This is a genomic window from Pantanalinema rosaneae CENA516 (assembly GCF_050753385.1).
Lineage (GTDB): Bacteria > Cyanobacteriota > Cyanobacteriia > Leptolyngbyales > Leptolyngbyaceae > Pantanalinema > Pantanalinema rosaneae.
This window is the reverse complement of the sequence record NZ_JBLZFZ010000038.1, coordinates 14,414-27,514: the sequence shown is the minus strand read 5'-3', so window position 1 is coordinate 27,514 and position 13,101 is coordinate 14,414. Positions and strand designations below refer to the sequence as shown.

Here is a 13,101-nt window from a genome sequence, read left to right as displayed (position 1 = left end):
CTCGTTTACCAGGTTTTAATCTTCCTGTGATATTCATCATCTCAACAGTCAAATTGATTGTTCTAGTTGATACTGATTCAGTCATGGAAGGAACTCAATGTTGAAGGCTCTAGCGATTGCCTGGTTGTTGTTATTTATGGGTGACTTTTTATCAACCTTCTGCTATCACGTTCCAGAACATGTCTTTGGGCGACTACACTTGCAAACCCATCACAGCGCTCGGAAAACGTTTCGCCACTACGCTGTTCTATCTCTCAACATCAATGTCCTATTAGACGGCATTTTAGGGGCGTTACCATACCTTGTGGTCGCGACATTGCTATGGAAGTATTCTTCTCAAGGAATTATTTTGGGATTAGCTTTAGGACAAATTCATGTATGGTGGCGACACACAACCGCATTAGGATGGCAAACTCCAGAATTAATTCAGCTAATATGCCATATTCTCTGGATTACAACTCCAGAAAAGCACTGGCTCCATCACCAAAGAACCAATATGGCGTTTGGTGATATTTTCAGTTGTTTTGAAATTCCGGCTAAAAGTTGGTTGCGATTACTGCGCTGGCTACGGTGGCGATCGCGATCGATCCAATTTAGCTAATTCAGGCAGGACAAGTATACCAGGCGTAGATGACACGACCAGCACGATAGATTGCTATCGGTAGGGGCGAGAGTAAACCCTAAGGAGCGGGGATTTATTAAAGTGTAATTCTTGGCGTAGGGGCGTGGCATTCGGTAAAAAGTCTTTGCGATCGCCTCAGAAGCCTTTGCCATAGCTTGCTTCCCGGAGGGTATGCCGCGCCCGTACAGGTAAAAGGTTAAAGTTGTTCAAGTTATTTCATTCTCATTCCTAACCATCTTTGGAAGTTGAACAATTCGAGGGTTTTTGAGCAAAACTTACCCCTATTGAATATAAACCAATAAATTGAAGTGATTTATTTAACAAAAAAGAGTATTTGCTCTTATTAATTGAGCTATATAAAGTGAAACCATAATGATTTAGGAGTTGTTCAAATTAAGGAGTAATTTATGACTTTTCTCAAACTGGCGATCGTGGCGATCGTGCTTTTAGTCAACTTGGTGATTGCTCCTCCCTCCTGGGCTGGGCAGGATCATCGCAAAGGTGCAGATTATGCAGAAGTGACACAAGCGATCAATCAACTCTTACAAGTGCAAAATGCTCTAGAACAGGCAGGTTACACACCTGAGCAGTATCAGCAACAGTTGGCAAAATTGCAGGCACAGAAAGCGGTGATGGAATCGACCACAACACGAGCACAGTGCCACAATCAAACGGTTGGCAATCTGGCGGTCTATGTCAATAAACCGAAGAAGCTACCGACTCAACTCTATTATCTTGCTGCCGGTCAAGAAACCGATGATGATTGGGATTGTGATGGCTATTATCTCCCGGCTGGCAGCCAGGTTGTACTTAGCCCAAACACCGAAGCACAGACATTGACTGAGCCTTTAGCCATCAAATTTGTCGATGGCACCCAATCCTTTGTGAGCATGAACCCAGCAGGTGCATTGGAACTGAATATAGTTCCGGCTAAGGTTTTCAAAGCGGGTGAAACCACCTGGGCAGTTCCCACACTATCTCAAACCGAGATTGACGCTCAGATACCCAGTCCACAGATTATCGACTAACAAGCCATGCAATTAAGCGATCGCGTGTAGTCCGTTCAAGCCCAGCCATCACCCACCAGTTCTGATCAGGCATCTTCTTCGCTAAAGATGTCTGGTTCGTTTGTGTGAATTTTCTCCCCCGTTTCCTTGAGCAATTCTTCCGCTCTCTGGGGATTGTCGGAAATCAGATTCAGCAAATCCCATTTATTCATCCCAGCTTTGTGGGCGTAAAACTCCACCTGGGACAAAATGCGATCGTGGGATTGCCGAATATACATTGCCAGGGCTGCCGCCGCCTGAGTCGAGACTTTTCGCCCCAGGAAGAATGAAAGAGCGCTGAGCAGCTTCATTTCATATTCCGGCAAGGCATTGATGTAGATGCGCTTTCGTTCGGAAGGTTCAGCCATATAACAAAATTCCGGTTATTGTGGTGGGCAGTTCAGGGTGAATCAGTAGGAAAGTCTACCAATCATAGCTAAAAACGGGTTTTGGTGGCTATATTGGCATTAAAATCCGCTTTTGGTTGCCAACTCGCCACTCTTAAACTACCATCATTATCAACTAGCGTCATCTCCCAGTGATGAAAAAATCTAGCCAACTGCACCAGCTTTTAACCCACGATCGCCCAGAGTTTTTGTTGGGAGCCAACGATGCAATCGCCGCTAAAATTGCCGAAACGGCTGGGTTTGAGGGCATTTGGGCAAGTGGTTGGGCGATCGCGGCACAGTTAGGGTTGCCCGATCAACAACCATTCAGTTGGCAGTTAGTCCTGCAAATCCTGGAGTTAATGGCAGATGCCACCACGATCCCGATAGTGTTTGATGCCGCTCGCACCGAATGTGACCCTCACCAGATGCCGTGGTTAGTCCAGAAACTAGCACAACGGGGCATCGCTGGAGTTTGCTTTAAAGAAGCTTTCCTGCCACCTGGCGATCGCCCAACGCCCCCATCAACCACCTCTACCGCGATCGCAGAATTTTGTACCCAGTTGCAAGCCAGCAAAGTCTCTGCCGATCCGGAGTTTGTCATCCTGGTGCGGGTAGAACTGGGACTGACTAAAACCTCGGTGACTGAAGCATTGAAACGAGCCAGAGCCTATGACAAAGCCGGGATTGATGGCATTGTGATTCACAGCAGCCATCCCAGCCCCGATTTGTTGCTGGCATTTAAGCAGACCTGGGGCGATCGCAGTCCCGTAGTGATTATCCCAACGCGGGTTCATGGGATGCCGCCAGAAGTTCTATACCGCTATCGATTTGCGCTGGTGGTCTGGGAGCATCAACTCCTGCATCATGCTGCTACTACCATGCAGCGAACAGCAGAAATTCTACGGCGCGATCGCCATTTACTCAATTTAGCAACTAATCTGCCGCTAGATTCGACAACAGCATTACCACTGAACCAGCCCTTATCAGCAACACCAGATCCACAAACTAAAAGTTCTAGTCGCGTAATTCTATTAGCCGCCACCCAGGATGGGGATTGGGGCGAATTAACAGTCGATCGCCCGAAATGGATGATTGGTGCGCCCGATCGTCCCTTGCTCGGTCGAATTGTGCAAACCTATCAGCAATTGGGATTGACGGAGATTACCGTCGTGCGGGGTTATGGCAAAGCCGCGATCGACTTGCCCCAAATTCGTTATATTGACAACGATGCCTACGATCGCACCGGAGAATTAGTGTCGCTCTATCTGGGTGTGCATGAACTGCCCCAGGATGGACGCGATTGGCTGATCAGTCAAGGCGATGTGTTATTTAAAGACTATATTCTGCAACAACTGCTAGAAGTGAAAAAAGACTTTGTGGTGGTGGTAGATGCCACGGCTCGACCGCAAACCTATCAAGCCAAACCGGATTTTGTCACCGCCTCACAACCTTACTCAGACAGCCGTTTTCGCCAGCCGGTGTACTTGCAACAGATTGGCGGCGATTTACCAGCAGCCAATATCTGTGGATTGTGGACAGGCTTACTTAAAGTATCGGCAAAGGGACAAAAACCCTTTTCTAAAGCCCTGCGATCGCTGCTTCAGAGTAACACCCTGCAACAGTTTGGTCGCCTCCCGGCATTGCTCAACCACCTGATTGCTCTGAAGTACCCTGTCCACATTCTCTACATCACAGACCATTGGTTAGAAGTAGACACGATCGCTGATATGCTCAAAGCCACCCATTTTTAAGCCACCGTAAACTCTCAGTCCCAGTCCCAGTTCCGTCAGGAATTCAAGTTACTATCGGATAAGCACAATATTCCGATCGGCTTAGTGGATTAATTCAGGAGTTGGAGGCATGGTAATTTGGGGACGCATGGCTAGCCAGTGGCAGAAATGGGTATCCACGATCGCAGGCTGGCTACAGTACCAGACAATCCGGCGGTTCGTCGCCTTATTTCTAGTTAGCCTAGGGCTCAGTGTATCGCTCGTCTCCTGCATTCCGGGAGCCGCTAATTCCACCCATGTTGAACTGACGCTGGTGTCCTTTGCCGTCACGCGATCGGCGTATAAAACCATCATTCCCAAGTTTGCCGAGCAGTGGCAGCAAGCACATGGGCAAACGGTGAATATCAGTCAGAGTTATGGCGGTTCTGGAGCGCAGGCTCGGGCAGTGATTGATGGCTTGGATGCTGACGTGGTGCATTTAGCTCTAGCGTTAGATGTCGATCGCATTGCCAAAGCCGGACTGATCGACCCAGGATGGGAGCAAGAAACTCCTAACCAGGGCATTGTCAGCAAATCCGTCGCCGCCTTGGTGACTCGCCCAAATAATCCGAAGGACATTCACAACTGGGCTGATCTGGCAAAAACCGGAGTCAGGTTAGTCACGGCAGATCCTAAAACCTCGGGAGTGGCTCGCTGGAACTTTTTAGCTTTATGGAATGCCGCGATTAAAACCGGACAGAGCGAAGCCGAAGCGGAACAGTTTGTCACCCAGGTTTACCATAATGCCCCAGTATTAACGCGGGATGCGCGAGAGGCAACCGATGCGTTTTTCAAGCAAGGTCAGGGCGATGCGTTGATTAACTATGAGAATGAGATTTTGTTGGCATCCATTCATGGCGAAACTCTACCCTACACGATTCCCGATGTGAATATTTCGATCGATAACCCGATCGCCATTGTCGATCAAAATGTCAAAGCTCACCGCAACCGGGAAGTCGTTGAAGCCTTTGTGCAATACCTGTTCACCCCCGAAGCCCAGGCAGAGTTTGCCAAAGCGGGCTTTCGACCTGTAGATACTACAATCGCCAAAACCAAGGAGTTCTCAGCCAAATATCCCCCAGTTCCCACCCTGGGCCAGGTCGCGGACTACGGTGGATGGTCAGTGATCCAGAAAAAGTTTTTTGCCGATGGTGCCATGTTCGACATGATCCGGAATCGGTTATCTCAGTAAATCCGCAATTCCGATCAAAAAACTAGGGTTTCCCTATTGCTAATCCTACAGCTTCTCTGTAGGATTTTGTTTGTAGATAAAACACGGTATTCCTACCAAATAACCGTAGATTAATTCTCTGATTAGGAGCACCTGGTATGGTTGATTGGCAATCTCTCCCCAGAGCCGTGGGGAGCCTCGTTGGGACATTTGGCGATCGCTGGAGATTCAAATCCTTTCGGCAGTTTGTCTCATTATTTCTAGTCGGCACCAGTTTGACTGTTGCGATCGCGGCTTGCTCACCGGGCAGCAATAACACCGACACGGCGACGGCTCCTGGTGCCAGTCCAGTGTCTAGCCAGAAGCAAAACGTTGAGCTAACGCTGGTGTCCTTTGCGGTCACGAAGGAAGCCCATGATGCCATCATTCCCCAGTTTGTCGAGAAATGGCAGAAAGAACATGGTCAGACGGTTAGCTTTAACCGCAGCTATGGGGGTTCAGGTTCGCAAACCCGCGCGGTGATTGATGGCCTCGAAGCCGATATAGTACATCTCGCCTTAGCCCTGGATACCAATAAACTCGCGAAAGCCGGACTGATTGAGCCAGGTTGGGAAAAGGAAGTCCCAAACAATGGCACCGTCTCGAAATCGGTCGCCGTTCTGGTAACACGGGAGGGCAACCCCAAAAACATTAAATCCTTTGAAGATCTGACCCGGGATGATGTCAAGTGGATTACGGCTGACCCCAAAACCTCCGGCATTGCTCGCTGGAACTTCCTGGCACTCTGGAACTATAAAATGATCACCAGCAAGGACGAGAAAGCAACTGAAGCCTTCATCACCAAGGCGTATCAGAATGTGCCCATCCTGACGAGAGATGCTCGGGAAGCCACAGATATTTTTGCCAAACAGGGGCAGGGAGATGCCCTGATTAACTACGAAAACGAAATTATCTTGGCGCAACAAAAGGGTGAGAAATCCCCGTATGTCGTGCCTGATGTGAATATTTCGATCGACAATCCGATCGCGGTAGTGGATAAGAATGTGGATAAGCACGGCACCCGCGAAGTGGCTCAGGCGTTTGTCGAATTCTTGTTTACCCCCGAAGCCCAGGCAGAATTTGCCAAGGTTGGCTTCCGTCCGGTGGATGAATCGGTGGCTAAAAACAAAGACCTATCGGGCAAGTTCCAGTCGGTGAAAGAGTTAGGCACCGTCGAAGATTACGGTGGCTGGAGTGCGGTGCAGAAGAAATTCTTTGAAGATGGGGCGTTCTTTGATCAAATGCAGGCAAGTTTAAAGCGATAAGGAGTTGTCATTAGCAAAACAACAACTTTGATGTTAAGTAAGTAGGCGTAATTAAACTGACCACACTGAAACTGCCCTCATCCCCCAACCCCCTTCTCCCAAATTTGGGAGAAGGAGGCTAAGATTGGCTCCCCTCTCCCAACACTGGGCGAGGGGCTGGGGGTGAGGGCAAAAGGCTGGCATCTCACAATTAATTTCACCGGGCTACTTACTAAGGGGAGCATGACAACGTACTCCCCTGTTTTTATGCTATTAGCTATGCCTTCGCCCATTGGATATAAGGCAATTGCGCGGCGGTTGCCCGAATCTCTGTTGCATGAGCCACCAGTTGTCCACAGGCATCCCAGGTGCCAGACACCATCATTTGTCGCGCTCCTGCCACCATCTCGATCTCAAAGGTCAGATCCTCACAGGTGACTTGCATCGCCTCCAGATCCACCGTAACCGTCACTTGAGGATTTTGGGCAATCCGTTCCTGGAGTTGTCTGACGGAGGTTGGCTTAGCAGTCACACAGGGAATCCCGATCGCCACACAGTTGCCAAAGAAAATTTCAGCAAAACTTTCACCCACGATCGCCCGAATGCCCCACTTGGCGATCGCCTGCGGCGCATGTTCCCGCGAGGAACCACAGCCAAAATTCGTATTCACCACCAGAATTTCCGCCCCCTGATAGGACGGCTGATCAAACGGATGTTGTCCCTGACTGTGGGCGCGATCGTCGGCAAACACCTGCGCTCCCAAGCCATCAAAGGTGACACAGCGTAAAAATCGTGCCGGAATAATCCGATCGGTATCAATATCATTACCCGTCAACGGCACCGCCCGACCTGCAATCACTTTTACTTCACTAACCATAGCTAAACTCCAAGCCCAGACTATTTAGTATAGGCTGAAGCCACCCCGGGCGGTGATGCCCCTCGGAGGACAGAGGCGATCGTGGCAGCAATTGGTTAGATTGAAACCACCTTTTCGGTTGGCGATCACCCACCATCGGCGGATCGTCAATATACAGTAGCCTGCTGGCGCAGAGGGGTTATGCGATTCCAACATCGGACTGCCGCAGGGCAACTATTAGCCACTCAGTTATCTACCTACGCCAACCGGGATGAGGTAATGGTTCTCGCCTTACCTAGAGGTGGCGTACCGATCGGCTTTGAAGTCGCTCAAGCTCTGCATGTCCCGCTTGATGTGCTGATTGTGCGGAAACTCGGCGTTCCCGGTCATGAAGAGTTAGCGATGGGCGCGATCGCTCCGGGTGGTGTGCAGATTCTGAATCACCAAATTATCCAATCCTGCCAGGTGGAGGATACCGCGATCGCAACAGTCATCGCCCAGGAACAACAGGAATTAACGCGACGGGAGCAGCTTTACCGAGGCGATCGTCCGGCGACAAATTTGCGCGATCGCACAGTGATTTTGGTGGATGATGGGTTAGCCACGGGAGCCACGATGCGAGTCGCTGTCCAGGCAGTGCGGCAGGAACACCCCGCCCAGGTTGTAGTTGCGGTTCCCGTTGCTGCCCCCGAAACCAGCGAGATGTTAGCCGCAGAAGTCGATCGCCTGATCTGTATGGAAACGCCTCGACGATTTTCCAGCGTTGGCAGTTGGTACGAAGATTTTTCCCAAACCACGGATGAAGAAGTCCGCCTGTTACTCACCGCCGCCCATGAATTTCGCCCATCTGTTCTATTTTCTTAGTGGGCAGTCACCAGATCGACGATCGCGCTGACCAACGTGTCTGGTTCTACGGGTTTCGTAATGTGACGTTGAAATCCCGCCTGGAACGCTTGTTGTTGATCGGCTTCTCCCGCATAGGCCGTTAGCGCGATCGCCGGGATATGTCCACCCGCTTGAGCCATACGGCTCCTGATCTGCTGCATCAGCATATAACCATCCATTTCAGCCATGCCAATGTCACTAATCAGCAAATCAAACCGAGTTGGTTCAAATATGCGTAACGCTTCCTGAGCCGAGGCTACCGCCGTAACGATCGCCTGGTTTTGTTGCAACAGAAATGTCATGAATTCTCGGGTATCCCTGTCATCATCCACCAGCAACACTCGCAGATTGGTAAGAACTGAAGCCTGATCAGTTAGAGAGCCGTCCCCCGTTGATTCATCTCGACCCAGATCTGCGTCTTTTAACAATGGCAGTCTGACCGTAAACGTCGCACCTTTGCCTTCGCCAGCACTATCCGCTTGCACCGTCCCCCCATGCAGTTCAACCAGATGGCGCACGATCGCCAAGCCTAACCCCAAACCACCAAACTTACGGGTGGTCTTGCCGTCCTCTTGCCGAAAATACTCAAACACATACGGCAGAAAATCGGGATGAATGCCCTTCCCGGTATCCTTCACTTGAATTTGAGCCTGAGAACCAATACGTTCCAACTGAAGGTGAACCTGTCCACCCCCTGCCGTAAACTTAACGGCATTCGACAGTAAATTCCAAACCACCTGCTGAAGCCGCGCCGAATCGCCCAAAACTTGACCAGGGTTTGGATCGAGTTGGGTTTGAATCTGGATTGACTTAGCTTCGGCGGCTAATCGTACCGTTTCGATCGCCGACTCAATCACAGGTACCGGATTAACGGCAACCATATTGAGCGTGAGCTTACCTCGCATAATTCGGGAAACATCTAAAAGATCCTCGATTAATTGAGTTTGCAATTTGGCATTCCGCTCGATCGTTTCCAACGCAAAGGCAGTTTTTGCCGCATCTAGCCGTCCCGTCCGCAGCAATTTTGACCAACCCAGAATGGGATTCAATGGTGTGCGTAACTCATGGGATAACACCGCTAAGAACTCATCTTTAATCCGATTCGTTGCCTCCGCTTCCGCTCTAGCGGCTTCTGCCCGCATCAGGTTTTCAGTCCGTTCCTGCTCCCGTTGAAGTAAGAGATCCGCCGCAAATTCCAGAGATTGCCCTAATAGAACCACCTCTTTAATTGAAAGTAGATTGACTTTAGGATACTCACCCCGCGCCAACGCTTCCGCCGCTAAAGCCGCCGCCGTAATGCTCCGAGAAATCTGCCGCGACAGCATGAAGGCAGCCACACCACTGATCAAGAGCAAGGAAAGACCAAAGGCAACAACGATGCCGATCGCCTGTCGGCTCGGCCCCTGAATTGCATCCACTGGTACTGTAACAGCAGCAGTCCACGCTGAGTGCCCCACTCGACTAAACGCTACATAGACCGGCATGCCATCTAAGGTAGTATCCCGATAAATTCCCTCAGTTTTCCTATCAATTTGGGTCAGGAAGGATGCCGTTCCCCGTTGCCCAACAAAGCGTTCCGGCTGGCGGGTTCGTGCCACGACGATTCCTTGACCATCCACCACTGTGCGCGTCCATTCGCCATCGACAGCGGTCTGTTCATTCACCACCCGAGCCAGGTTTCTCTGGGGTAGGATAGCGGTTAAAACATATTGCAGAGTACCGTTTTGGATCACCGGAACGCGAACGGGAATCGCCACAACATCGGGTTCCAACTTCCCCCGAGCAAGATTGCCAACCACTGGCTGACGCTGCTTAATAACCCGCTGTAAGCTCTCTTGTTCGATAACAGATGGGAGTTGCTTGCCAAACGGTTGTCTCGTATTCACAAGCTGCTGCCCCTGAGGCGATAGGAGGATAACCGATACCCAGGTAGCTTGAGTGTCTACAACCCGTTTTGCCTCGTCATAGAAGGTTTTAAGCTCAACTGGATTGAGTGACCTTGACGAGGCGAGTGCCTGAAGTGTACGTGTCGTCCCTGTTAGCTCCTGATCAACGATTTCTGCGACATTGCGGGCAGCTAGAAGCATCCGTCGCTCTGATGCCGCCTGCTCCTGACCCGAGAGTCGATAAACGACAGCCAGGGCAAATAAGACGACCGGTAGTAACGTCCCTGCAACCAACAGAATCAGGTACCATCGGAGCGACAGCATCTGGCGATCGGAAAATTGTGCACAGAAAAATTCTTTTGTTGCAGCAATTCGCTGAACAAGGGCACTAAACGATCTAGAACTGTTGAAATTTTCTTCCACCATCTAGTTTATATAGGCTGTGCTGGAGCGTATAGCAGGCATCGAGCTATATATTTGCTGCTTAAAAAAATCAATCTTGCTCCTTCCCTATTATCTATATGATCACCATACTAATAGGCATCCTGAAGGAAGTTGAGCATCACTGATTTTGGCATCGCTTTATTCCTACGGTAGTAGTTAATCTTGGCTCTATTTTATCTCCAGGCTTTTAATTTTTTAGTGCCTGATTCACGCCATGCCACGATTCAACCCTTTGTTAAACAGGCGACTCTAGCGTAGTTGAACATAGATAGATAGCGTCTAAGTTATAACTTTTGTTATGCAGCAGTCATCGATCGCAATGGGACTGAAGAAAGATTTACGAATCCCCCAGGCGGTTGACGAACTTCAGAGTGATTCCTGCTACCGTGAACTACATCGCCAGGATTTTGTATAGAAGTAAACAAAACATGCTACAAGGTCGCAGACACCGTCACTTTCATGCCTGGATGAATGAAATTGATGACATCATTCGTGGGGCATCGGGCGGTTTTTTGTTTGGTATTCCGTTGCTATACACCATGGAAGTTTGGTGGATTGGCTCCTTCGCCCATCCCCTACGGTTACTTATCGCCATCATCCTAACGTTTACGATCGTATTCATGCTGAATCGTACCGATGGATTCCGTAAAAGTAGTGATACACAAGCCATTGATGCCTTATTTGACAGCATTGAAGCTATGGCGATCGGAATCATTTGTTGCGGTTTAATTCTGATTATTTTACAAGAAATCACCTTGCAAACTGCTCTACATGAAGCCTTAGGAAAACTGATTTATGAAAGTATGCCATTCACATTGGGTGTTGCCTTAGCCAATCAATTTTTAGGGGGTGAGGATCAGGATAATCATCGCAATAGTAATCATCGAAAACCCTCTGAACAAGGAAGATTAAATGCCACCTTAGCTGATATTGGAGCAACATTGATCGGGGCAATGGTGATCGCTTTTAACATTGCTCCAACCGATGAAGTTCCTATGCTGGTAGCCGCCGTTTCTGGACTCTGGCTATTAGCCGTGATGATAGTGTCCCTATTAATTTCCTATGCGATCGTGTTCCAGGCTGGCTTTGCCAATCAAGCTAAACGTCAACAACAACAGGGGATCTTTCAACGACCAATTAGTGAAACTGTTATGTCTTATTTAATCTCTTTATTTGCGGCTGCAATTATGTTGGTATTTTTCAGTCAATTACATTTAACGGATCCGTGGCAAATGTGGTTAAGCTACACCTTAATTTTGGGGTTGCCAGCCACGATCGGAGGGGCAGCAGGACGGTTAGCGATATGACACACCTCCAGCAAGATAGTTATTCCAGCCATTCTGTTAAGCGTCCTCCCCGTAGCCGCGCTGAATGGGTGAGTTTTTATATTTCCCTGTTAATTGTTAGTGTGATTGCCTCATTAGTAGTATATGTTTGGGCAACCGATCGCGATCGACCGGCGGCTTTAAACATCGAACGAACTGAACCGATTCGGATAACCAATGGTCAGTTTTACATCCCGTTTGAGATTGCTAATTCTGGGGGTGAAACGGTGGAATCAGTTCAGGTAATTGCCGAATTACAAAGAGACGGAGAAGTGATTGAATCGGGAGATTTACAGGTTGATTTTCTATCACAGGGGGAAAAGGAATCGGGCAGCTTTATTTTTAGTAATGATCCCCGTCAGGGCAAATTAGTCCTGCGGGTATCTAGTTATAAATTACCCTAATTCCTATTAAGCAAACTGCTTTCAGCCAATTGATAGATCATTAAATTCCTCCCTCTACGGGGAGAGGGTCAGGTAAAGTGCTTTCGCTAAAGTTTAGAAGATGTGACTAACTAATTTTGACCTATGAATAACATCGATAACGCAGATAACAACATTCAACAGACGGCTCAAGAAAACGCCCAGGGGACGATTAAAAATTTTGACCCAAATACTCAACAGAACCCTGAAGGTGCAGCAGGCATCTCTGCAGATACCTATCGTGGTGCCAAGAATATTCAAGAGGCAGTCGATCGGGGCGAAAACAACGAACGGAAAGTGATTGAAACCCTGAAAGACAGAATGCCTGAGGTTACTCCCACTCCTCCCGCATTCCACCAACAAGCAACGGCGCATGAACTCAAAGCCCGGTTAATGTGGGGTGAACCCGGTCTGACGATCGTGGATGTCCGCGATCGGGAAGCTTTTAACCAGGCTCACATCATGGGGGCAATCACCATGCCAATGGAACGGTTGTTAGATTCGGCTCGGATTGGGCTGATGCCGACCCGCGACATCTATATTTACGGTAGCAACGATGAAGAAACCACCAACGCGGCTAATACCCTGCGTCAAGCCGGTTTCCGTCGAGTGGCTGAGCTGAAAGGCGGGATTGATGCCTGGACTGAAATTCGGGGAGCGATGGAAGGCCCTGCCACCGATGAATCTCCCAGTGCTGGCGCATACAATCTCATGTCTCGTTTGCAAGAGTTTGCGGAAGAGCGGGCAAAAGAAAAGCAAATGGAACGGTTTGCTAAGCGCTAAATTCCACTAGCCCGTTAACCCCACTGATGTCACAACGATCCTTCACTCTTCGCCCAGTTAGAGGGTGTTTGAAAAGGTGTTAGCTGTGATGTTAAGCACTCTCAGAGATCCCCCCTAGCCCCCCTTAAACAGGGGGGAATCAGTCTCATAGTCCCCCTTTTTTCTAGCGTTAGCGGCGCAGAGCGCGGGGATTTAGGGGGATCGTGTCTGTTGCTGCTTA

12 protein-coding genes are annotated in these 13,101 nt (G+C 49.3%); 9 read left to right on the top strand and 3 right to left on the bottom strand.

Features of this window, described 5'->3' with window-relative positions:
• Positions 1–97 precede the first annotated feature (97 nt).
• Positions 98–601 (top strand): sterol desaturase, encoded by a 504-nt coding sequence (locus ACN4EK_RS20450; protein WP_431660043.1) that lies wholly within the window; start codon positions 98–100, stop codon positions 599–601.
• Positions 602–1,029: 428 nt separating this feature from the next.
• Positions 1,030–1,650, top strand: coding sequence for a hypothetical protein (locus ACN4EK_RS20445; protein WP_431660042.1), 621 nt, complete (start codon positions 1,030–1,032; stop codon positions 1,648–1,650).
• Between the two features lie 65 nt (positions 1,651–1,715).
• Here the strand turns inward: ACN4EK_RS20445 and ACN4EK_RS20440 are convergent, their stop codons facing one another.
• A complete protein-coding gene (locus ACN4EK_RS20440; protein ID WP_431660041.1) occupies positions 1,716–2,036 on the bottom strand; it encodes a hypothetical protein in 321 nt (106 codons plus the stop codon).
• A 173-nt stretch (positions 2,037–2,209) separates the two neighbouring features.
• Here ACN4EK_RS20440 and ACN4EK_RS20435 point away from each other — a divergent pair, with 173 nt between their 5' ends.
• From ACN4EK_RS20435 to ACN4EK_RS20425, 3 genes are all read left to right on the top strand, one after another.
• The gene (locus ACN4EK_RS20435; protein WP_431660040.1) at positions 2,210–3,808 is read left to right on the top strand and encodes an isocitrate lyase/phosphoenolpyruvate mutase family protein; all 1,599 of its coding nucleotides are present in this window, start codon (positions 2,210–2,212) and stop codon (positions 3,806–3,808) included.
• Positions 3,809–3,917: 109 nt separating this feature from the next.
• The gene (locus tag ACN4EK_RS20430) at positions 3,918–5,018 is read left to right on the top strand and encodes a sulfate ABC transporter substrate-binding protein (protein ID WP_431660039.1); all 1,101 of its coding nucleotides are present in this window, start codon (positions 3,918–3,920) and stop codon (positions 5,016–5,018) included.
• 137 nt (positions 5,019–5,155) lie between these two features.
• Positions 5,156–6,301, top strand: coding sequence for a sulfate ABC transporter substrate-binding protein (locus ACN4EK_RS20425; protein WP_431660038.1), 1,146 nt, complete (start codon positions 5,156–5,158; stop codon positions 6,299–6,301).
• Between the two features lie 256 nt (positions 6,302–6,557).
• Here ACN4EK_RS20425 and leuD read toward each other — a convergent pair whose 3' ends face one another.
• Positions 6,558–7,157: a 3-isopropylmalate dehydratase small subunit gene (leuD, locus tag ACN4EK_RS20420; protein WP_431660037.1), complete on the bottom strand. Its 600-nt coding sequence runs from the start codon at positions 7,155–7,157 to the stop codon at positions 6,558–6,560.
• Between the two features lie 180 nt (positions 7,158–7,337).
• Between leuD and ACN4EK_RS20415 the strand changes: the two genes are divergently transcribed.
• Positions 7,338–8,000, top strand: coding sequence for a phosphoribosyltransferase (locus ACN4EK_RS20415; RefSeq protein WP_431660036.1), 663 nt, complete (start codon positions 7,338–7,340; stop codon positions 7,998–8,000).
• Here ACN4EK_RS20415 and ACN4EK_RS20410 read toward each other — a convergent pair.
• Entirely contained in the window at positions 7,997–10,231 is a 2,235-nt protein-coding gene (locus tag ACN4EK_RS20410) for a hybrid sensor histidine kinase/response regulator (RefSeq protein ID WP_431660035.1), read from the bottom strand. The two genes, ACN4EK_RS20415 and ACN4EK_RS20410, sit on opposite strands and share 4 nt — an antisense overlap.
• A gap of 548 nt (positions 10,232–10,779) precedes the next feature.
• Between ACN4EK_RS20410 and ACN4EK_RS20405 the strand changes: the two genes are divergently transcribed.
• From ACN4EK_RS20405 to ACN4EK_RS20395, 3 genes are all read left to right on the top strand, one after another.
• Entirely contained in the window at positions 10,780–11,658 is an 879-nt protein-coding gene (locus ACN4EK_RS20405) for a TIGR02587 family membrane protein (protein WP_431660034.1), read from the top strand.
• A complete protein-coding gene (locus tag ACN4EK_RS20400) occupies positions 11,655–12,080 on the top strand; it encodes a TIGR02588 family protein (RefSeq protein ID WP_431660033.1) in 426 nt (141 codons plus the stop codon). Before ACN4EK_RS20405 ends, ACN4EK_RS20400 begins: the two co-directional genes overlap by 4 nt.
• Before the next feature lie 123 nt (positions 12,081–12,203).
• Entirely contained in the window at positions 12,204–12,881 is a 678-nt protein-coding gene (locus ACN4EK_RS20395; protein ID WP_431660032.1) for a rhodanese-like domain-containing protein, read from the top strand.
• Positions 12,882–13,101 lie beyond the last annotated feature (220 nt).